The organism is Pontixanthobacter sp. CEM42, assembly GCF_017812015.1.
In the GTDB taxonomy this organism is placed as follows: Bacteria; Pseudomonadota; Alphaproteobacteria; order Sphingomonadales; family Sphingomonadaceae; genus Pontixanthobacter.
Window position 1 is genome coordinate 1,789,014 of record NZ_JADQTN010000001.1, and the last position, 21,017, is coordinate 1,810,030.

At 55.5% G+C, this 21,017-nt stretch carries 21 protein-coding genes and 1 tRNA gene; 11 read left to right on the forward strand and 11 right to left on the reverse strand.

What is annotated here, in order from left to right; all coding sequences use genetic code 11:
• The 4 genes from J9777_RS08420 to J9777_RS08435 form a co-directional block, all read right to left on the reverse strand.
• Complete coding sequence (locus J9777_RS08420; RefSeq protein WP_209348265.1) at positions 1–2,064, reverse strand: M13 family metallopeptidase; 2,064 nt, start codon at positions 2,062–2,064, stop codon at positions 1–3.
• On the reverse strand, positions 2,061–3,515 hold the full coding sequence (locus tag J9777_RS08425) for an MBL fold metallo-hydrolase (protein WP_209348266.1): 1,455 nt from the start codon (positions 3,513–3,515) through the stop codon (positions 2,061–2,063). The genes J9777_RS08420 and J9777_RS08425 overlap by 4 nt, the downstream gene beginning before the upstream one ends.
• Positions 3,516–3,591: 76 nt before the next feature.
• Positions 3,592–4,179: an AraC family transcriptional regulator gene (locus tag J9777_RS08430; protein ID WP_209348267.1), complete on the reverse strand. Its 588-nt coding sequence runs from the start codon at positions 4,177–4,179 to the stop codon at positions 3,592–3,594.
• Between the two features lie 564 nt (positions 4,180–4,743).
• The gene (locus J9777_RS08435; protein WP_209348268.1) at positions 4,744–6,150 is read right to left on the reverse strand and encodes a S41 family peptidase; all 1,407 of its coding nucleotides are present in this window, start codon (positions 6,148–6,150) and stop codon (positions 4,744–4,746) included.
• Positions 6,151–6,199: 49 nt separating this feature from the next.
• Here J9777_RS08435 and J9777_RS08440 point away from each other — a divergent pair, with 49 nt between their 5' ends.
• A complete protein-coding gene (locus J9777_RS08440; protein ID WP_209348269.1) occupies positions 6,200–6,721 on the forward strand; it encodes an Lrp/AsnC family transcriptional regulator in 522 nt (173 codons plus the stop codon).
• A gap of 168 nt (positions 6,722–6,889) precedes the next feature.
• On the opposite strand, the gene J9777_RS08445 is transcribed toward J9777_RS08440, so the two are convergent.
• The 3 genes from J9777_RS08445 to J9777_RS08455 are packed head-to-tail and all read right to left on the reverse strand — an operon-like array spanning position 6,890 to position 9,308.
• Positions 6,890–7,438 carry a DUF5681 domain-containing protein gene (locus J9777_RS08445; RefSeq protein ID WP_209348270.1) on the reverse strand — a complete coding sequence of 183 codons (549 nt, stop codon included), beginning with the start codon at positions 7,436–7,438 and terminating at the stop codon, positions 6,890–6,892.
• Positions 7,435–7,950: a DUF5681 domain-containing protein gene (locus J9777_RS08450; RefSeq protein WP_209348271.1), complete on the reverse strand. Its 516-nt coding sequence runs from the start codon at positions 7,948–7,950 to the stop codon at positions 7,435–7,437. Before J9777_RS08450 ends, J9777_RS08445 begins: the two co-directional genes overlap by 4 nt.
• Positions 7,947–9,308, reverse strand: coding sequence for a DNA methyltransferase (locus J9777_RS08455; RefSeq protein ID WP_348631962.1), 1,362 nt, complete (start codon positions 9,306–9,308; stop codon positions 7,947–7,949). The genes J9777_RS08450 and J9777_RS08455 overlap by 4 nt, the downstream gene beginning before the upstream one ends.
• Positions 9,309–9,442: 134 nt before the next feature.
• Here J9777_RS08455 and J9777_RS08460 point away from each other — a divergent pair, with 134 nt between their 5' ends.
• From J9777_RS08460 to J9777_RS08470, 3 genes are read left to right on the forward strand one after another with little or no spacing between them, the layout of a single operon-like run.
• Positions 9,443–9,667: a DUF3489 domain-containing protein gene (locus tag J9777_RS08460; RefSeq protein ID WP_209348273.1), complete on the forward strand. Its 225-nt coding sequence runs from the start codon at positions 9,443–9,445 to the stop codon at positions 9,665–9,667.
• Positions 9,664–10,071 carry a DUF2924 domain-containing protein gene (locus J9777_RS08465; protein WP_209348274.1) on the forward strand — a complete coding sequence of 136 codons (408 nt, stop codon included), beginning with the start codon at positions 9,664–9,666 and terminating at the stop codon, positions 10,069–10,071. Before J9777_RS08460 ends, J9777_RS08465 begins: the two co-directional genes overlap by 4 nt.
• The gene (locus J9777_RS08470; protein WP_209348275.1) at positions 10,068–11,666 is read left to right on the forward strand and encodes a recombinase family protein; all 1,599 of its coding nucleotides are present in this window, start codon (positions 10,068–10,070) and stop codon (positions 11,664–11,666) included. The genes J9777_RS08465 and J9777_RS08470 overlap by 4 nt, the downstream gene beginning before the upstream one ends.
• A gap of 373 nt (positions 11,667–12,039) precedes the next feature.
• On the opposite strand, the gene J9777_RS08475 is transcribed toward J9777_RS08470, so the two are convergent.
• Positions 12,040–12,129, reverse strand: a tRNA-Ser gene (locus J9777_RS08475).
• Positions 12,130–12,300: 171 nt separating this feature from the next.
• Between J9777_RS08475 and hspQ the strand changes: the two genes are divergently transcribed.
• The gene (hspQ, locus tag J9777_RS08480) at positions 12,301–12,681 is read left to right on the forward strand and encodes a heat shock protein HspQ (protein ID WP_209348276.1); all 381 of its coding nucleotides are present in this window, start codon (positions 12,301–12,303) and stop codon (positions 12,679–12,681) included.
• Between the two features lie 29 nt (positions 12,682–12,710).
• On the opposite strand, the gene J9777_RS08485 is transcribed toward hspQ, so the two are convergent.
• Entirely contained in the window at positions 12,711–13,577 is an 867-nt protein-coding gene (locus J9777_RS08485; RefSeq protein ID WP_209348277.1) for an ABC transporter permease, read from the reverse strand.
• Between the two features lie 90 nt (positions 13,578–13,667).
• Here J9777_RS08485 and J9777_RS08490 point away from each other — a divergent pair, with 90 nt between their 5' ends.
• The 6 genes from J9777_RS08490 (at position 13,668) to J9777_RS08515 (ending at position 18,133) form a co-directional block, all read left to right on the forward strand.
• Complete coding sequence (locus tag J9777_RS08490) at positions 13,668–14,369, forward strand: GcrA family cell cycle regulator (protein WP_209348278.1); 702 nt, start codon at positions 13,668–13,670, stop codon at positions 14,367–14,369.
• Between the two features lie 114 nt (positions 14,370–14,483).
• Positions 14,484–15,260, forward strand: coding sequence for a molybdate ABC transporter substrate-binding protein (modA, locus tag J9777_RS08495; RefSeq protein WP_209348279.1), 777 nt, complete (start codon positions 14,484–14,486; stop codon positions 15,258–15,260).
• Positions 15,257–15,958, forward strand: coding sequence for a molybdate ABC transporter permease subunit (gene modB, locus J9777_RS08500; RefSeq protein ID WP_209348280.1), 702 nt, complete (start codon positions 15,257–15,259; stop codon positions 15,956–15,958). The genes modA and modB overlap by 4 nt, the downstream gene beginning before the upstream one ends.
• A complete protein-coding gene (locus tag J9777_RS08505; RefSeq protein ID WP_209348281.1) occupies positions 15,948–16,568 on the forward strand; it encodes an ATP-binding cassette domain-containing protein in 621 nt (206 codons plus the stop codon). The genes modB and J9777_RS08505 overlap by 11 nt, the downstream gene beginning before the upstream one ends.
• A 50-nt stretch (positions 16,569–16,618) precedes the next feature.
• On the forward strand, positions 16,619–17,143 hold the full coding sequence (locus J9777_RS08510) for a DUF1993 domain-containing protein (RefSeq protein ID WP_209348282.1): 525 nt from the start codon (positions 16,619–16,621) through the stop codon (positions 17,141–17,143).
• 57 nt (positions 17,144–17,200) lie between these two features.
• Entirely contained in the window at positions 17,201–18,133 is a 933-nt protein-coding gene (locus tag J9777_RS08515) for a DUF481 domain-containing protein (protein WP_209348283.1), read from the forward strand.
• Here the strand turns inward: J9777_RS08515 and J9777_RS08520 are convergent.
• Together J9777_RS08520 and J9777_RS08525 are read right to left on the reverse strand one after the other, a co-directional pair.
• Positions 18,121–18,828 (reverse strand): DUF3142 domain-containing protein, encoded by a 708-nt coding sequence (locus tag J9777_RS08520; RefSeq protein ID WP_209348284.1) that lies wholly within the window; start codon positions 18,826–18,828, stop codon positions 18,121–18,123. The genes J9777_RS08515 and J9777_RS08520 overlap by 13 nt on opposite strands.
• A 16-nt stretch (positions 18,829–18,844) precedes the next feature.
• Complete coding sequence (locus J9777_RS08525; protein ID WP_209348285.1) at positions 18,845–20,995, reverse strand: hypothetical protein; 2,151 nt, start codon at positions 20,993–20,995, stop codon at positions 18,845–18,847.
• Positions 20,996–21,017: the final 22 nt, after the last annotated feature.

Here is a 21,017-nt window from a genome sequence, read left to right on the forward strand (position 1 = left end):
CTATTCCCACAAAGGAGTTCGCTCTGCTTGGCTCCGATAGAGACGATGCTGAGGGCCAATATCAAAATCGCGATACCAAGCGTCAAGGTTGGAAACGACCCCGTTGATGCTGTGTGGCGGTGCAGGCTGCGCTGCAAACAGAGCCATATCGCGCAACGCGGGATCTCGAGCGACCATCCTGACCTTTTGGGTCAACCCCAGCCAATAGCGCTGCGGTCCGGTAAAGCCATCAAGCACAATTTCCCGTTCGTCAGGGTGATCGTGCAAGTATAGTTCAAAGGCACGTCTGCCGATCAGCGCGCCGGTCAGATCGCCTACGATCTCGCCAATCATCTGTTCGGAATTGAGAGCCACTCCTGGCAGCATTTCATATTTGCCAAACTGCTCGATCAGCCTGCGTGTGCGCTGATCATATGCAAACCGAGAGTTGCTGGTCCACCAATTGCGAAGTGCGCCGCGACTATCAAATTTTGATCCCTGATCATCCAGAGAGTGACCAAATTCGTGACCGATTGTCGAACCGATGGAACCGAAATTCACGGCAGCATCGGCCTCCGGATCAAAAAATGGGGGTAGTAGAGCGCCTGCGGTGATGAATATCTTATTATATTGCTGATGAAAGCCAAGACCCACCCGGTGGGGATACATGTTCCAATCACCCCAGCGGGAAATCGGAGTCCCAATTCTCACTTTGTCGGCTTCCCACTGAGTGAGCCGCAGGCGCCGCAAATTGCCGACTAGGTCGTCCGCGTCTGAATGAAGCTGCGCCAGATCGGTCTGTGCTTTTGGCTCAGCCATTTCGAAGATTATGGCATCTGCCTTCTTCAGGGCCTCAGCTCGCGTTGTGTCATCCATCCATTCCGTTTCGAGCAATTGTTCGCGAAAGGCTCGGCGAACATATTCTGCGATCTCGAGAACCTGCTCCGTACTACTTTCGGGAAAATATTGATCGACATAGAGTGAGCCTACGTCCCAACCCAAATGGCTCTGGACGAATTCAATAGCACGATCGCCACGTGACGCCCGTTCAGAAGCGCCGGACAGGCGCTGACCAAAAAAAGCAAACCGATTGTTGCCGAACTTCTCAGGTAGTAGTTCCGCGTGGTTATTGATCCAGTGAAAAGTTAGGTAGCTTTTCCAATGATCGATGGGGATCTGGTCAAACAGAGCGGCACTTTCGGTAAGCGCTCCAATACCGAAGTTTAGTTCGCCGAGCTGTGAAACACCTTTGGCTTTGAAGAAAACCCTCCATGGGAACCCAGGTGCCCGGTGCCCCAACTCATCCAACGAAACCAGATCGAAAGCTGCACCGGCGTCGCGCAAACGCGTAAAGTCCCACATGATTCGAGCATAGCGTGTCTCCAGTTCTAGGACATTTGCAGCGTGATTTTGCCCGCCTGCAATACCTGCAAGATCAAGCGTATCCGCGACAAAGCTTCTATAAGCTATGCGGTGTCCGGCAAATGGCTCCGCGTCATCTTTGTAGTAAGCTTGGCCCGGCAACCCCAAGCCCGTAACGCGGTATTGTTCCAGAGAGAGTACGTAGCCGCCTTGCATATCGACCGGCGGCTTCACGATCAGATGAAAAAGAGACGGGGCCATGGGGTCGGCCATAAAACGGGCGACATCCGCATGCGTCCTAATTGCGTCAATTCGAGCGAGCCCATCGCTTACTGGCGCAATGCCAAGCCGCTCTACGCTTTCAAGATTGGCGTAGCTGCGATGAAAGTCCCGTATCCGGCGTTCAGCAGTTCCCGGTTCGGTAGATGAAGATGCCAGAATCTGATCGAACATCACTGCGAGGTCATCGTAGACCTTGAACTGCGCGACCCACGGTTCGGACAAGGATGCCCGATCTCGCGGGATCACGGTTTTGTTGATCCAGCCCTCATTGACGTATGCGTAAAAGTCGTCGCCAGGCAGAACCATTGAGCTTATGTTCTCGACCTCGACCCCCCAAGGTTCATTCTCGGGGAGTGTCGTTTCAGCGTTGACCACTGCAGCAAGGCAACTCACTACGGAGAGCCCTAAACCAAGGCGCAGACGTGTGATCAATTGTGTCATTGATCGGTGAACTCCATACAAATATCCCTTCTAGAGGGACACAGTGCGCCAGCTTCAGGGCGCTCCGCTGCGGCGACAAAATCGTCCCAACTGTCCGTTTTTCGGGCGTGTCCCGATGCAAGGGCGCTGACTTCAAGTCCCAGATCTGAGATGATCCGAAACATTTGCATTGCAGAGGGTTGAACCCGACTGGCCCGGTCGACGATCAAACCGTGATAGTGATCATCTTGGAACAGCACCTTCGCTTCGGCGTGATATACAAAAGCATTCTCCACCGAATGGGCTGTTGGACGGACGAAAATCGAAAATGGACCAACTGTGTCTTCGGGCCGCAATATCTGAGTATCGATTTTTGCTGTATCGTCGCGCAATGTTGCAAGTGCTGTCATCGCTTCATTTGTTAGATACAGTTTTGTTCGCAGATCAACCACATCCTGCACCGCGTTCAGGTGGTCGCTGTGGTGGTGTGTCGCGATGACGGCCGAAAGTGGCAGTCGTCTGCCGAGATGTTCCAGCAGTGCATCGTATCTCTCTTTAAGGCCAGCGTGGAGGCCCACTGCAATAACGCTTTGTCCGTCGATGGCGAAGAGTGCATAGTCTTCACGTCCAACCATGAACACATTCGCGGAAAGCGCATCTACCGTGAGCTCCGAGTGATCGACCATTTCCGGGGCTGCGCTCAGTTCGGGTTCGACTTGCAATACCGAACTCAGGTCGGCGTTCGGCACAAAGCTGACACCCCATTCATACTCGGTCATGACGTCGTCGACATATATCTGCGATTCTGACGCATAGGTGATACCGTCCTTCTTCCGGTGAGAGGCAAAAATGAAATTCACCGCGCCAATTTCACGTTCCATTGTGGCACGCCTGATCAATCCGTCGCCTCGCGCAACAAATACCGTGACTGCCAGAGAATCAGGAATGATCGAGAAGGTCAATTTGTCGTGCATCCGGCCCCTGTAGAAAGCCTCGCCAGCGTAGTTCACTTCGATTGATGATGTGGCCAGACGATATGCAAGGAGAGTATCTGAGCTACGGAAATCACCGCTATACCATTGCCAAAACCCACCATTTTCCGATGGCGACTGAGTCATAGACATATAGTCGATGTTGGTGGCCGTTTGCCCGGTCACAACATATCGGTTGTGATATACATTGCCATTCTGGAACGTCCATCGTTCCACGCTGCCACGCTCATTTTTCAGATCGAAGTGCTTGCGCAGGTTGTCAGATTCGTACTCGATAAACCGCGCAGTTTGGCCTTGCCCGAGCCAACCCAGGCGGCGATCGCTGCTGATCGAAGCGCTAGACATATCGCGCAGGGCCTCGCCGCCATAGGCTGCGGTCAGACGGTCAATGACATCATCCACCTTCACGTCGCGATTTTGTGCGGACAGCGGCACGCTCCACACAGCCATAAGAATTAAAAAGAATTGGAATACTCGCATGATACCCTCTTATAGCTGCGCGCCTAGTCAGGCGTTGCAATGGAGATTTTGGGTAGTCTGCGGTGTTAGATATGTCTTACGGATTTCTAGCAAACTCTTCCGGATTCCACGCGTGCGCTGGGTTTTTTGCTAGCAACGCACGATACTGGCTAGGAGTTTGACCAGTTAGGGATTTGAACGCTTTGTTGAATACTGAAATGGATTTGAAACCGGCGTCCAGCGCCAACGTAAGAATTGGCAGCTTGTCAGAGCCTGGTTCATCAAAAGCCCGACATACGGCCCCGACCCGAATTTGATTGATGTAAGCGTTGAAATTGGGGTGGCCGAGCTCATTGTTGATCAAGGCGCGCAGCTTGTGCTGGCTTACACCGATATCTTCAGAAAGGCTGGCAATGGTCAGATCTTGATCGCGGAAGGCTTCCTTCCCGAGGAGATAGTCTTCCAATCTCCCTAGTAGCCCATTGCCTTTTGCCGATAGCCCGCCACTTGATCGAGAATTATCGGGCGAATGAAACATGGGAACCTTCAGCCGCAGCATCCATACCGCGCCAAAGGCCAAAGCTGGGAAGATGGACATGACCTTTGCGGTACGCCAATCCAATGGACTTCCGTCCGGGATGAAGTCGGAGAGTGCCGCGCAGATCGTTACCGCCAGCAGTACCATCGCGAATAGTTCGGCCCGGCGATTGCCGGCTTGACGACTATGCGCGCGTGCAGCTTTGGATACTACGTACAGCAAGTGGCCAATAAGAACGACCGACGTAATTGCGCCATAGATCGGAAGCCAAGCCGGGTAGTCGGACACCAAAGAGTACAACGCAAGGCGCGGCCAAAGGATCGGTGCTGCATACAATACACCAACCGCAATATGCCACCGCTGCAATCTAAAGTCTGGCACGCTTACGCTCAACGCGAAGAGCCAAGCAAATACGAGGTGCGGTATGTCCAGAAACCGCATGAGTGCAAGGACCGGCTCCGGTGGCGCAAACTGCGGCAGGGTGTAGCCAATAAACAGCGCCAAAACACTTGCACACGTAAGCAGCAGATACGGCGCACTTCGCCAGACCGTCCGATAGCGCCAAGCGCTCACGGCAATCACCAAGAGCAGAGCGCACCCACCAAATCGAAACATCGCGTCTAGTAGAAGCATGACGTTACCGTGCTCGAGCCGAGTCTATGATGGGTGCGTGAATCGCAATCATCCTTTGCAATTAGCTAATCAGGATGATCATTGCACTTCCTTGTCGATAAGCGCGATTGTACGTTCGACCGAGGGCAAGTGACCAGTGAACGGATTGGAGGGATCGAACACCTGCCACTCGTGCTCAGGAGGAATACCTTTGCCTTCCCATGACACGCCTTCGTGGTCGAGATAGACCTCGTTTGAAAGCGTCACCACCCATCCGTTTGGCAATTTCTTTTCAAGCACGTCCGAAAGTGCGCCACGAGTCTTCGAGCCGACATGCGTGACGTTTGGAAGCGCGCGCAAAGATAGCGTCAGTGCCTCCGCTGCACTCACGGTTACATCGCTAGTCAAAACGTAAATCGGTCCGGCAAAACTCGGGCGAGTGACCGGCTCAACGAACAGTGGCTGAGGTGTCCGGTTTGTCGCGTCACCAGCAAATTTGCTGGATACTAGGGTTTTCTTGCTGGCAAACCGCCTTGCGATCTCTCTGGCCAGATAGTCGTAGCCACCTCGATTCACCGAAATGTCGATTATGATCGCTTTTACGCTGGCACAATTGAAGTAGGAGATTATCTCGTCCATCGCATCATTGATAGCGGCGAGTTCTTCATCTTCCGATGCGTCAGGCGTGGCCGCGTAGCCTCCCATAGACATGACGGCCATGTAACCGATGTCATCGCTTGTGATGCCATACTTGATCCGCTCGTTGACTGCATTCCGGCCCTGGCCACCAAGTATCGCCTGTTCAATATCGGTCCGTAAAAATTGCCGGCCAAAAGCCGCCATCGGACTCCCTTCTCCGAAGTAGGTCTGCTGCACTGCACTCAAAGTCGGACCGGGGAAGGCAATGAACTCTCCCTCCTCCCCTCCAACCACTGCTTGGATGCTAACGTGCCCATCCTTGAGCGACGAAAGCAGACCAATCATTGGCTCAATAATATCAGATTCTCCCGATTTTTCGTCGAGCTTGCTTCGAATACGGGCCGCTTGTTCGAGCCATTCGGGATTATGCACATCGAAGAAGGCATAGTGCTCTTTGAAATAGCTCACGAACGCATCGAAGTTTGCGAGTGCGCTGCCTCGATGACCTTCCCGGTCCGATTGGCAAGCATCCGGTAACGCTCCAATCCGCCGAAAGCGAATGTCATAGGGATCGGTCCCGGTCCGAAGCTCCATGAGAGAGGACTCCAAGTCTAGACGGCCAGCCCTCATGTAGCTGAAATGCGTTTCTTCTCCCGTCGTCTCGACGCATGCCTGATCAGTGTAGTCGTACGTTCTGACCTTCTGGCCACTCTCGCTAACGTCCAACAGAATTCCGTACCCGTCCGACAGCCAGACACCTTGGGTTTCATCGGCTGATAGGACATCCTCAATGGCAGATGACGCCATCGCGCTTGTTCCCGTAGCAAAAGCAAGAGCGGTAATCGCAAGGTTATAGTTGAAGCTCATTGTGTTTCCTCCACTGCGAAAGAAACTAGCAGGTAGGCCGTGGTCATATTTGGCTTTTTTCGTTGCTATAGATATGAATATCGTACTTAGAGGCGATAAAAATGGCGATTTTCGTATGCAGCTAGATGATTTCGACACAGCGATCCTTCAGATTGTTCAAAAGAACAATCAGCTGACGCATGCAGCGATCGGCGAAAAAATTGGTCTTTCCAACTCCGCGGTGCGCCGCCGGCTGAAGTTACTGAGAGACAATGGGATTATCGCCAAAGATGTCTCGATTCTAGGCACAGAGGCTTTGGGCATAACAGTCATAGTCAGCGTGACATTCGACACGGACTCGCCCCAAGCTTATGCGGAGTTCGACAAAGCCGTCCATGCCGACCTCCATATCAAGCAAGCCTACCACGTTTCGGGGACTACTGACTACGTGCTCGTCGTTCAGGGACCGACTCTGGCATGGTATGAACAATGGGCGAAAGACACGCTGATGTGCGATCGGAATTTGAAACGTCATGACACCAGCGTTGTGTATTCCTGCAAGAAATTCGACACTGCAAGATCGGTTGCCTGATGGACCGCCGCCGACAACTCGTGAGTTTCGGCACACCCTTATCCGCTAGAACGAACTCTGAAGCACTTGATTCCACTTCAATCGGGTGCACGCCTCGGCTGTCAAAGATGGCAGCTTCTGGCATCGTTTCGTGATCACTCGAACGCCCGATTTTGGGACGCAAAGCAGTCATTCGCCCTTCACTTCCCACCAATCAGGCCACGCAACTTTATTTGGCATGCGCGTCGCGCCCCAAACTTCGCGTTGCTCCTCGATAGTAACCCGCCTGTCACCAAGCCGCTCAAGCGCTTCCTCAACAATCCAAGGGTTCAATTCCCATCGAACCCGCTTCTCGTCGGTTGGAAACTTCTTGATGGCCAAACCGAGCGAGTCCAAAATCGCATCTGCACCAGAGGCGACAGACGAGATAATGATCGTATCGATCCCCTGACGGTCATCGCCGCGTGTAGATCGTGCTTGCTCGATGGCATCAAGAGAAACTCGGGCCGCAGCGCTATCGCCAGCTAGCCCCTTCTGCGTCAGTTGCAGCACAAACGCCTCAGCAGCAGTGACGCGCCGCTCTCGGCCATCCTCGCGGATCGTCACCATCTGTCCAAGCACCGCATCATAAGGAACAGATTTATGACGGTTCTTCGGACGCCCCTTCGGGTTGCCTGAACTACCCTTCTTGAACTGCGTTTCAGTTGGCGGTTTGCCGCGACCTACACCCTCGCTCATGCGATCTTACCACGCGGCCATTTCAGGGTGTCAGGTTCGAAGGTGAAGAACTTGATGCTGTCGACTTCTCTACGGTCAAATTTCTTGCGCCCTGGGCGGCTTAGTGCGGCTTGGGTCGCCCACGCATGAACCTTCCATCTGCTTGGAAATTTAGGTTCAGGCTCAGCGATGCCGAGGATGCGCAAGGCTGCGTTCGCGTTGTCAGAGTCGTGATGGTGTTTGATCTCGATCTTGTGGCGCGGACCGGCGTTCTTCTTTTCAAGTGCCTTCTCGCGTGCTTCGATCATCTTGAGCACTTTGCGGATTGCCATGCGCTTGCCCGCAAGAGCGTCTTTCAAGGCTTGCTGCTGGAGGGCTTCTTCAACAGTTGCTTCACGCGATTTCCCGTTTTGGGTAATAACCAACATCTTATCGAGGATGATCTCGAACGCGGATACATTGGGCCGGCGCGGCTTGCGTGGACGCCCTTTGGGATTACCAGATTTTCCTGGTTGGAAGCGCGATCCGCTCATTCGCCAACCTCTTCGCCCTCGCGGAAGACGAGTTTCGGCTGCTTTCCGGTGAGATCAGTCCAGCGCTGCATTGCAAGATCCACATAGGCTGGATCAATATCAAGCCCGCGGAATGCGCGGCCCACTCGCTCAGCTGCAATCAAACTGGTGCCCGAGCCAAGGAAGATGTCGAGAACGAGCTCCCCCTGTTTTGTGACATCCTGATAGGCATCAGCCACCATCGCCACGGGTTTGACCGTTGGATGCAGCGCCAGATCCTCGCGCCTCGAACCGCGCATCGAGTTAACGCTGGGATAATCCCATACATTAGTCCGGTTGCGGCCGTGCTTGCCAAGCTCAACATTGTTGGCATGTTGTGCATCACCGACGTGGTACACAAAGATCATTTCATGCTTTGAGCGGTAGAGCGATCCCATGCCAGCATTGCTCTTGTTCCACACGCAGATATTGAGCAGTTCACTGTAAGCGCCGTCTACAGACGCGGTTACATCGTCCATATGACGCCAGTCCATACATACGAAGTGTACCGCACCGCTGCGCGAAACGACCGAGCAAGCGCTTAGAGTATCTGCAAGAAAGCCGCGGAACTCATCCTCGCTCATCTCGCCTGATGCCATCGCAAACTCGCGGTGGCGTCCCTTGGCGTTCACATGCCCGTTGATCTTCACATTGTAAGGAGGATCAAGAAATGCACAGTCGATTGAGGCACCCTCGCCCACTACCGTCTGCAAGAATGCAGCATCGCGTCCATCGCCGCAGGCCACCCGATGTTCGCCAAGCTGCCAAATGTCGCCGGTCTCTACGCGTGGATTTTCTGGAACGGCAGGGATCACCTCGTCATCAGGGTCTTCGCTGTCAGCGAGAACCACATCGATCTCGCCGGTGCTAAAACCGGTTAAGCCAAGATCGAAATCGACCTCAGGCATAGAGAGGTCCGCAAGCTCGAGTTTGAGCACCTCAAGATCCCAACCTGCATTCAGAGCAATCTTATTGTCGGCAAGGCGCAGGGCTTTCTTTTGAGGTTCGCTGAGATCGGCAAGAGTTATCACAGGAACTTCAGTAAGTTCCATTTCTTTGGCTGCCCGCAGCCGTCCATGCCCGGCAATGAGGTTGCCCTCTGCGTCAGCCACCACTGGATTGGTGAACCCGAAGGCGCTGATTGACTCTGCAATCTGCGTCACCTGTTTCTTCGAGTGCGTTCGCGCATTACGAGGATCAGGAACTAACTCCCCAACCGGCGTGTATTTAACCTCAAGGCGGCGAGAGGCAGATGCGTCTGCGGGCGATTGCGATTGGTCCATAAGGGGAACATAGGAAGTCCGTTTGTTCTTTTCTAGGGGCAGTGCTCGACATTGCATGTGGATAGCGGGGATTACTCTGAACCGACTGGACTTCACTCCGCATTCGAGCAGTACTGTTCCTGCGCCCGGCAAGCCGGGCTTGCTTCGGTAGCGGCGGCCATATTCGGCCCCCGCATGAACCGGAGAATGACATGACAAAACAAGTCCCCGCCAAGGCCCTCAGCAAGCTCGATCAGTTGGAAAGGCTTCTAAAGCGCAAGAACGGCGCAAGCATTGCCGAGATGGCCAAGGCAACAGGATGGCAGCAACATTCCGTGCGCGGGGTGATGGCTGGTGCGCTCAAGAAGCGTGGACATTCCATCAATTCAGAGAAGACCGACGGCCTGCGCCGCTACCGGATTGAGACCTCATCGTGAAAGACGATGTCGAAGCAATGGTCGCGGATATTGAAGTTATGGATCTCGATGCCCTGCGTGACCATTGGAGGCGGCGCAACGGCGCCCCTCCCTCGCTTCGCTCGAAGCCCATCATGCGCCAACTACTTGCATGGCGTGTTCAAGCCGAGGCCTTTGGAGGACTTGCCCCAGAAACACGCAAAGCACTGGCACGCACCGGAGCCGTGCAAGCCGAAGGCCGCCAGCTTGGCGTCGGCGCACGCCTGTCCCGAAACTGGAAGGGGAAAGAAGTAATCGTGACGGTAGAAGCGGACGGGTTCCGTTGGAACGATAAATCGTTTCCGAGCCTATCTGCCGCAGCCACGGCAATTGCCGGGTCGCGCTGGAATGGACCGAGGTTCTTCGGCCTGCGAGACACACGATGAGCGAAGCGAAAAAACGCTGCGCAATCTATACGCGCAAAAGCTCCGAAGAGGGTCTCGACCAATCGTTCAACTCACTCGATGCCCAGCGTGAAGCTTGCGAGGCCTATGTTCTGAGCCAAACCAGCGAGGGTTGGTCGGCATTGCCGACCCTTTATGACGATGGCGGATTCTCGGGCGGGAACATGGACCGCCCAGGCCTTCAGGCCCTGCTTCGAGATATCGAAGCTGGTGAAGTGGACATCGTAGTCGTCTACAAGATCGACCGGCTCACCCGCAGCCTCACTGATTTTTCCCGTATCGTCGAGACCTTCGAGAAAGCCGACTCCAGCTTCGTCTCGGTGACCCAATCGTTTAACACCACCTCTTCCATGGGCAGGCTGATGCTCAACGTGCTGCTGTCCTTTGCCCAGTTCGAGCGCGAAGTCACCGGAGAGCGTATTCGCGACAAGATCGCAGCTTCCAAAGCCAAGGGCATGTGGATGGGCGGCAATTTACCCCTTGGTTACGACCGGCCCAAGGAAGGAACCCACAAGCTGCTGGTCAACGAGATGGAAGCGGAGAACGTGCGGGAGATCTTTGTGCGCTATCTGGCGCTGGGATCGGTTCATGCGCTTGAGCGCGAGCTTGCAGGGCGGCAAATCCATTCCAAACGCCGCGAGACTCTCAAGGGCAAGATTGTTGGCGGGACACCGTTCAGTCGCGGCGCGCTGTTTCACCTTCTTCGCAATCAGATTTATCTCGGGCGGATCGTGCATAAGGACGAGAGTTTTGAGGGCGAGCACGATGCTATTGTAGATCAGACGCTGTTTGATGGGGTTCAAGCAATGCTCGACAACCAAAAGCGCAGGCACACTACAGCAGCGGATCAGCGAGGCGCAGCGGCTCCGCTTACTGGCAAGCTGTTTGATGCCTCCGGTAACCCGATGACCCCGACGATTTCATACGGCAAAACTGGCCGAAAATATCGCTATTATGTTTCGGCTCCGCTTCAGCAGGGCCGCGCGGCAGCATCAGGAACAAAGGTCGAGCGGCTCTCAGCACCAGCTATCGAAAGCGTTATTGCAGAGACGGTCGGGCGATGGGTTCCAGAAACAGCCGATGTTTTTTCACTAATCCGCTCGGTTAGCCTTGGCGGCCAAGGTCTTCATATTACGGTAGATGCGGATCAGGCTCGACACTTTTCCAGCAAGCTTCGCGATAGCGAAAAGACTACTGACCGCCAGCGCGGTCAGGTCACCATTCTCCTGCCGCTCGCCTTACCGCTTCGCGGAGGCAGACGGCACATCGTTCCAGCCAGCAGGCGCAGCGCCCAACCTGATCCGGTCCTCATCATGGCGCTGCGCAAAGCACATGCGATGGTTGAATACAAGAGAGGGTTGCCGCTTGTACAAGTTGGACCCACATCACCTTATGATCGCAGCATCTTGCGTCTTGCATTTCTCGCGCCGGATATTCAGCAGGACATTCTGGACGGGCATCAACCAGCAGGTTTCAACCTCCAGATTCTCAAGAAAATCGACGTCCCGCTTTGTTGGTCCAAGCAGCGTAGAGCGCTCGGATTTGGCGATAACCGATTTCCCTGTTCTGCTGATTAACAGGCCTGTTAATGTCGATATAGCTCCCTGTTCGGGGCATTTAATTCCCTGTTCCGTCGATTAACAGGGATACGGTGTTTTTACGCCCGTAACCCACGGTAATCACGCGCTATTTTTCTCCATGAATCGGGAGAAATCGTGCAAAAAGCCCTGTTATTGGCCCAAAACGAGCAGTTTTCCCTGTTAATCCCTGTTATAACAGGGAAACCGAACCCATGCGGTGATCGTCAGAGACTTGCTCAGCAAATATCGCCTGATGTCGCTGAAGAGACGTCGATAATGATGTGCTCGTTACGGAATAGCCCGCGCAAAGCCGCCAGTTCCGCGGACTTGCGAAGGCGGCTTGTTAGTAGAGAATAGTGCTGGGGGTGCGTGGCGGAGAGACAGGGATTCGAACCCTGGGTACGGTTGCCCGCACAGTAGTTTTCGAGACTACCCCGTTCGACCACTCCGGCATCTCTCCGCATAGCGCAAAGCGTATCAAATACGCATTGGTTGGTCTGGGAAGGCGCGGTTAGCGGATGGGTTTTGCCTTGCCAACCCCTGATATTCGCGCGCGGGTGAACTGCCGCACCGTGGACGCATTGGTGCGCGCGCTTGTTTTGCAGGTGCGAAGGGCTATATTCCTGAAATAATGGAACGCACGGAGTTCTTTTCCGAGGCCGCAGGCCGTACTATCAATGTCCCCCGTCATGCAAAGGCGCGGTTTGGCATTGGCGATGTCGTGCGCCACCGGATGTTCGATTTTCGCGGCGTAATTTTCGATATCGACCCGGTCTTTGCCAATAGCGAAGAATGGTACGAATCGATTCCCGAGCACATCCGCCCGGATCGCGAGCAGCCTTACTACCATCTGCTCGCCGAGAATGATGAGTCGTCTTACGTCGCTTATGTCAGCCAGCAAAACCTGTTGAGCGATTCCGACGGCGGCCCTGTGGGGCATCCCAATGTCGCGGAATTGTTCGAGCAATTTGCCGATGGCCGCTACAAGATGCGGCGTTCGCTAACTCACTAAACCGATCATTCTGGACCAGTCTTTTTGAGCTAGTCTTTCAGCTTCCAACCGGATTTGAGCACGCGGTATGTGATTACTGCGAGCACAAGGTTGAATACCGCCAAGCCCATTGCACTCTGCACGACGGCCCAATTGCTGTCGCCGATATCGCTCTGCCCGAGGAAGCCAAAGCGGAAGCCGGAAATTACGTAAAAGAACGGGTTGAGGCGGCTGACCATCTGAAAAGCCGGAGCGAGATTGTCGATCACGTAGAATGTGCCCGACAGGAGCGAGAGCGGCGCAACGATGAAGTTGCTGATCGCGGCGTTGTGATCGAATTTCTCAGCCCATATCGATGTAAGCAGACCGAGCAGTGAAAGCATGATCGCGCCCATCAGGCCAAACCAGACGATCGCCCAGACATGTGCCGGCGCGAGCGAAACGCCCGGCCACAACACCATTGCCAAGGCCACTGCGCCGCCCACCAGAATGCCGCGGGTAACCGCCGCAGCGATGATTCCCCCCATCAACTCGCCTTCCGACAAAGGCGGCATCAGCAAATCGATGATTGTCCCCTGGATCTTACCAGCGAGCAGAGAGAAGCTGGAATTGGCGAACGCGTTCTGCATCATCGCCATCACAATCAGGCCCGGCGCGACGAAGCTGGCGAAGGGAACGCCCAGCACTTCACGCCCGGAACGGCCCAATGCGACACTAAAAATGACCAGAAACAGCAATGTCGTGACCGCAGGGGCCCAAATCGTCTGCGTCTGCACCTTTAAAAACCGGCGAACCTCCTTTATATAGAGGCTCCACAGACCAATGCGGTTGATGCCGGTGATAATCGGCTCCCCTCGCGGAGGAAAGGCATCGGACGCCGCGCGTGTTTGCGTTTGTTTCTGGGCTTGATCGGCCATGGGCCCGCGCCTAGGGCGATTGGCTCAAACTGGCAAGCATCAGAAAGCTATGATGCCCGTCAATATGACAAAGAAATTGGAAGTGTACGAATGAGTTGGACTGACGAACGGATCGGCACCCTTAAGAAACTATGGGAAGGCGGATCGACCGCAAGCCAGATCGCCGAAGAACTAGGCGGCGTGAGCCGTAACGCTGTGATCGGCAAGGCGCACCGCCTTGGCCTGAAATCGCGCCCTTCCCCGGTAAAAGCCAAGGACAAGAAGAAAGCAGCCCCTGCCAAGAAGAAGGCAGCGGCTCCGGCAAAACCGGTCATTCGTAAGCCAAAGGCGATTATGACGCCCAAAACGGCTGCCAATTCGCCGCCGCGCCCGCCAAGCAACGCGGTTGAACAAGCAGCCCGTGCGGCAGGCGCGAACATTCCTTCGCAGCCTATTCCGAATAAGAGCACAGAACTGCCGAAGATTGTTTCGGTCGGTCCCGGCGGATTTTTGCGCCAAGGCCCTGGCGATCAGCAACCGCCAATCCCGCCAGCACCGCCGCGCCGTTTGGTGCCGGCCAAGCCAAGCCCTGAGATTGCGGATAAGACCAGCCTGCTCGATCTGTCAGAGAAAGTATGCCGGTGGCCGATGGGCCATCCCGGCGAACCCGATTTCCATTTCTGCGGCGCAGAAGTGAACCCGGGCTTCCCCTATTGCGTAGAGCACTGTGGACGGGCGTTCCAAGCACAGCTGCCGCGTGGCGCGCGCAGACCGCCCCCACCCTTGCCGTTTGGCGGACCCCGGGTTCGTTAAGTCAGCGCAATATGAGTTGAGAAACGGCTCGCCAGAAATGGCGGGCCGTTTTCTATTGTGACTTTGCTATTGGGGCCTTGAAAGCGGGACCAGCTTCGCCCAACGCTTCAGGTAATGATAATCCGTCCGTTCATTCAACGCATTGCCGCATTGCTTTATGCGGGCGCATTGCTGGCAGCCTGCGCTCCATCTGGTCCGACTGGTCCGGTGGTCTTTGCGGCTTCAAGCCTGCAAGCACCACTTGATGAACTGGCAGAGAACTGGACATCCCAAGGCAACCGCGAGCCTGTCCTTTCCTACGCATCGTCAACTGCGTTGGCGCGACAGATAGAGAATGGCTCGCTGGCAGATTTGTACATCTCCGCCGATGAGCAGTGGACCAACTACATCGTCAGCGCAGGCAAGATCGGCCCAGAGGGCATAAGGACATTGGCGGGCAACAGCATTGTCGCCGCGACCCACAAAGATGGGCCCCATAATGCCGCCTATGAAATGATGCCAACAGCAGCGGAGTTGTTTACCGATGCCACCGTGACAAGCGGGGATCCGGAGTCTGTTCCGCTAGGTCGCTACGCCAAAGAGGCCTTGCTGACACAAGGTGTATGGGACGACATCGGTCCGCAAATTATCCGCACATCATCGTCAGCCGCTGCACTTCGGTTGGTGCTGCTGCAAGAAGCAGATTTCGGCATCCTATACGCCAGCGATGCTTTGCGCCGAGATGATCTGGAGTCATGGTCGATTTTTGCCGATGATGCGTATTCCCCAATAACCTACAAGGCAGTTCTGCTACCCAGTAGCGGACATCCAGAAGCCGCAGAGTTCCTAGACTATATTGTCTCTGACGAAGCAGCTGCCGTGTTTGCAAAATACGGCTTCACATTGCCATGATTGCGCCGTTGACCAATGCCGAGTGGGAAATCATCGCCCTTTCGCTGAAAGTGACCAGTGCAGCGGTCCTGATGGCATTGCCGATTGCTTACGGCCTCGCATTGGTGCTTGCGCGGAGAAGGTTTCCGGGGCGGTTCCTGCTCGATGCACTGGTTCACTTACCTTTGGTCTTGCCGCCCGTTGTGACCGGATATGTCTTGCTGATCCTGTTTGGTCGAAACGGTCCGATTGGCGGCTTCCTCGAAAGGGCTTTCGGTATCTCTCTGACATTCCAATGGACTGGCGCAGCTCTGGCAGCGGCGGTAATGGCATTGCCATTAATGGTCCGCGCCATGCGGTTGTCGATAGAGGCAGTAGATCAACGGCTGGTTGAAGCAGCCCACACGCTCGGCGCGAGCAAATGGCGAGCATTTGCAACGATCATTTTGCCGCTTAGCCTGCCCGGAATTCTGGCCGGAGTTATACTCGGCTTTGCGCGTTCGATTGGCGAATTCGGGGCGACCATAACTTTTGTTTCGAACATACCTGGCGAAACCCGCACGCTTCCGCTTGCCATCTATACCAGCCTGCAAGTGCCGGGGACTGACGTGGCTGTCGCGCGTCTTGTTGTGCTTGCCGTGATTATTTCGCTGGCTGCGCTTATCCTGAGCGAGTGGCTGGTCCGCAGAGCAAGCGGAGGGCGTACACATGTCCTTTGATATTATGATCAGGAAATCGCTCGGCGATTGCTCGGTTGATGTCGCCTTTCAGTCAGACACCAAGCTGGTCGCAATCGTCGGGCAATCGGGTGTTGGAAAGACCACACTGCTCAACTGCATTGCAGGACTGCTGAAACCCGATCAGGGCCGGATCACGATTGCGGGCACCACCTTGTTTGACAGCGAACTGCAATTCGACCTGTCCCCCAACCAGCGCGACTGCGGATATGTGTTTCAGGACAGCCGCTTGTTTCCGCACAAAACGGTCGAGGAGAACTTGCGATACGGCGCCAGCCGCAATGGAGGCAAAGGCGCTTTGACGCTTGATGATGCTGTGTCGTTGCTCGACATTGGCAGCTTACTGGACCGCAAGCCCAGCTCACTGTCTGGAGGCGAGACACGCCGCGTCGCTATTGGCCGCGCTTTGCTGTCCAATCCGAAATTTCTGCTGCTCGACGAACCGCTTGCTTCGCTCGATAGCGCCCGCGCGGAGCGGATCTTGCGCACCGTAGAACGCCTGCGTGACGAATTGGCGATCCCCATGCTCTATGTCAGTCATGACGAGGCCGAGGTCGCGCGTCTGACCGATACAGCAATCACTCTGGACTAAATCAAGCGGGCCGAGCTAGGTCCATCGCACATCGAAACAGGAGTTCACCAATGCCTCTCACTCTCCACGCAGCCACCGTCCCTGCATGGCTTCAAGTCATTGCTTCAACCCGGGCGCTGGTCGACAAGGCAGAGGCATGGTGTGGCGAAAACGGTCACGATCACAGCGAGATTTTGAGTGCCCGGCTAGCAGACAATATGTGGTCCTTTGACTGGCAAGTCAGCGCCGTATGGATGCACAGCGCGCACGCTCTCGCGGCAGCGGAAAGCGGAACGTTCGAACCGGATTTCTCAGCCGTGCCCGACAGTTTCGAAACATGCCATGCCAAGCTCGACACTGCCCGCGATTTCGTCAGCGCCGTTGATCCGCAAAAGCTGGAAGAATGGGCCAACAACAATCTGGATTTCGTGCTCGGCGGCACCACGCGGATGAGCTTCACAGTCCAGAATTTCCTGCTCAGTTTCAGCACTCCCAATTTCTATTTCCACGCAGCCGCAGCCTATGACATTCTTCGCATGAAAGGGCTGGAGATCGGCAAGCGCGATTTCCTTGGTGCGGTCGCAATCAAGCAATAAAACTGTTTACATCCACGGGTCTAGCAATGCAGGCGTCTGCACATTAAACGCCCCTGCATGACTTATCTGACTTTCAAAAACGGCGCCGCTGCGGCTGTCCTATTCGCTTTGCTTCCGGCAACACCTGCACTGGCCGAACTGCCCGAACCTGTTCGCGCGATGATCGATGCGGCGATTGCTACAGGTGATGCCGACAAGGTTTCCACGGTTCTGGAATTGGCCAAAACCACCAACCCTGATGACACGGCAGAGATCGACGCAATCAGCGCAGAATTTGATGCTCAGCAACAACAATTGGCCGCCACAGAGGCCGCCGCTGAAGAAGAAGCAATCCGCTCCGCCGGACTGTTCGACAACTGGTCTGGCGAAGGGCAGATCGGCGCGTTCCGGTCAACCGGCAACAGCAGCAATACCGGCGTTACTGCGGGACTGGAACTGACGCGGACAGGTGTCGACTGGCGGCACAAACTGACCGGACTTGCTGATTTCCAACGCACCAATGGCGTGACCACGCGTGAACAGTTCTTGGTTTCCTACGAACCCAATTTTCAGCTGAACGACCAGATATATGTCTACGGCCTCGGCCAATATGAGCGTGACCGCTTTCAGGGTTTTTCGTCGCGCATCTTGGCATCGGGCGGCGTCGGGTACCGGGTCATTGATACTGACAGCACGCAGCTATCGGTCAAAGCCGGTCCTGCCTATCGGAAAACCAGCTTTATCGGTGGCGGCAGCACCAGCAATATCGCTGGCCTCGCCGCGCTCGATTTTGATTGGCAAGTCGCAGAACGGATCAAGCTGACACAGGATGCCAGCGCCTTGATCCAGTCGGGCAACAGCACCTACATATCCACCACTGGGCTAGAAGCAGGATTGGGCGGCAATCTATCGGCGCGGATCGCATATGCGGTCGAGCATGACACTAACCCGCCAGCCGGAGCAGTGAAGACCGATACCCTGACCCGCTTCACGTTGATTTACGGCTTCTGATCGGGCCCGTCGCGGAGCAGGAAGATAACGTAACCCTTGAAGTTTGGATCGCCGGGAATCTGCTCGGGTTCGGACCATGCACCGCCTTCGACCAGCGCGATACGGTAAGGCATGGCGAGCCGGTCGGCGTGTGACAGATATCGCGCGTAGTCGGGTATAGTCGTCGTTTCCTGATAGGTCTGGATGACGATCTCATCCAATGCGCCGCGCATCGCAATGAGGTCGTCGTCGGAGGCATTGGCGGGCCAGTCCATCAGCCCTGTCGCTGACAGCTTAAATTCGCTCGGCAAGCGCCGCCGCATGTCGGTAAGAAACGCCGCATACCCGCTCAAGCCGCCGGTGCTAGAATCGAAATCCACTTGCACGCCAGTGAGCGTCCCGCGAGCATTCCAACGCCGTGCTTGATCAAGCAATTGGTCATACGCACTCTCGTCCCAATCGGTCCGTTCGGCGCGAACCACCAACCACAGCTCCGGCGCATCGCCGGTCGGCGCGCTCCGTCGCAATGGAACTATCTGTGACGGATTATCAGCCCGCAATTCCCCCCACAGCAGATAGACAGCCTCTGACTCATCCATTGCAGGTGGCGGCTGCACACCGGTCCAAAGGTAGAAGGCGGAATAGTCGGCAGCAGCAACGTGATCGGCCTTGCGCTCGGGCACTTGCCCGCACGCCATCAGGGCCAGAGTCAGCAACGCAGCAAGCGCGCGCTTACCAGTAATATTTCAGCTCCCGGCCCCATTGGGTGTCGCCATAATTACGTTTGAGCATGCGGAACCAGCGCCCACGCTGTTCCACATCGACGCCGTCGCCACCGCAACTGTTGTTACGGCTAGGGGCGTAGCACCGGATCGCGCGATAGAGCGCGTACGCCCGGTCTTTGCGCGATGCTCTGCGATTGGCGATGATCGAGGTGTAGAAATCATGGCGGATATTCGCCTCCCCCGGATACGCAGCCCCATCGCCAAGAACATAGTCCTTGTTGCGGCGATAATTGTAGCGCCCGCCAAAGTCGAAATCATCGAACCCGTTGAGTCGGTAGAAATCGCCTAAGCAGAGACGCCCTTTCACGTCGTTCCTGTTCCGCGCGAGCCGCTGCACTGTGCCTTTCAACGACGGGCAGTCATATGTGTCTGTGGTTCTGCCGTTGGCGTAGATCGCAACGGGCGGCGTCTCCGCGTCATAGATGTTCCAGAGGCTGGCATGATCATCGGTCTCAAACTGGGCCACGAGCGGATATTCCTTGAGGAAGCCCGCATATTGGCCGTGCTGAAGCTGCTTGGTTAGCGCAGCGAAAGTCGCGAAGCTGCGTACCGCCTCTGGCTGATAAGTGGCCCGCGCCTGCGATTTTAGAATATCGGGGCCAACCGATTTCCCGAGCAAGGTCCGCAAAATCTGGACATCCGTGATCGGAGAGTGTCTTGCGAAGGCCTTCTCCAGCCGCCCAGACTTTTCGTATAATCTTGCCAGCGCCAGCTCGATAGCAGGACGCTGATAGAGGCCCTTCGCGCCTTTGATCAGGTCGAGCCAGAACCCTTCCTCATTGCGATCATCCAAAGCATGGAGTGCCAATCCGCGCAGATACTGTCGACTGAAATCGAGCGGTGTGTATCGCTCTGCCTTGGCTGCATCGGGAACCAGTTTCAGAACCGCCTTCGGGTCTTTTTGGATATAGTAGGCGTGGTTCGCCTTGAGGAACGCATACAGCTTTGGGTGATTAGCGAATGCCCCTTCCTGCGCTTCCAACTGTTCGATGGCCAGAAGCTTGTCGTCGAAACCGTCACCGCGATTGCGCATCGCGCGCAGGTTGGAAATTGCGAGGAAGATCGGGGCACGCAGGCCTTGGATTGGCTTCTCGTTAAAGCCTCGGGCCAACAGCATATTGTCGATCTCTTCGATCAAATCCGCAGTCCCGCTATCCACCGCAGAAGTTTCGTTGAGCATTGCACCATAGACGTCTTCCAATCGGGACATATCGCCCTGCAACCACAGTGTTTTGCGGATTAACCCACTCGCAGAATCGGCGTAACGACCCTCGGGATATTTGCTCAGATAATCACGAAATCCGCGCTCCGCTGCGATCGAAAAAACCGTACTTTTGGTGCGCGGATCAAAATAGCCCCATTTACCAATTCGGTTGTCGACGGCCTGATTGAGGGCCGTTCGGCCAATCATATATCGGGATGTCTCTTTGACCCATGGATCCGCACCGCTCTCTGCAAGGATCAGATACATGCGTGAGGCGCGAGCCCAGTCTTCCAGATAAAAGCTCGTCGAAGCTTCCAGATACCCATGGAAAGCCCGTTGCGGCCGCGTGATCGGGCCAAGCGAGTGGCTGGGCCTGAAGTATACATCATCGCGCGGTGGAGCGAGGCCTGCCCCCTTGTCACAAACACCGTTCAGCAGCGCACGCGAAGTCAGTAGGAAATTGCGCGTGTGGGGATTCAGTGAGGTGTATTTCGATAAGGCTTCGGAGAAGGCATTCTCACCACTCTCGGAAGTTTGGCATCGTGTTCCCAGGTGCTTAGGCCAGACAATGTCCTTGCGAACCGGAAACCATGTCCTACGCAGGCTGCCCCAGTTCGCCGAGTTTTTGCTGCGATAGGGGGCATACTCATCGACAGGATACTCTAATCCCGCACCGTCTTCCCCCACGCTATCGAGCAACAACAGGAACATGTTCACGCGCGTATCATTGCCGGGGCCGATAGCGATCTGGCTCTCGCAATTTGGTGCTGGATTATCCGGGCGCAGTTGAGGCCAACATCCGCCTCCGCCACCAGCCATTGCGGGGCTCGATATCAGGACACTGGCTAAGGCAGCAGCAACCAGCGCTCCGAATCCAAAAAACGCCTTTTGCATATTGCCCCTCCTGTTTGCCCGA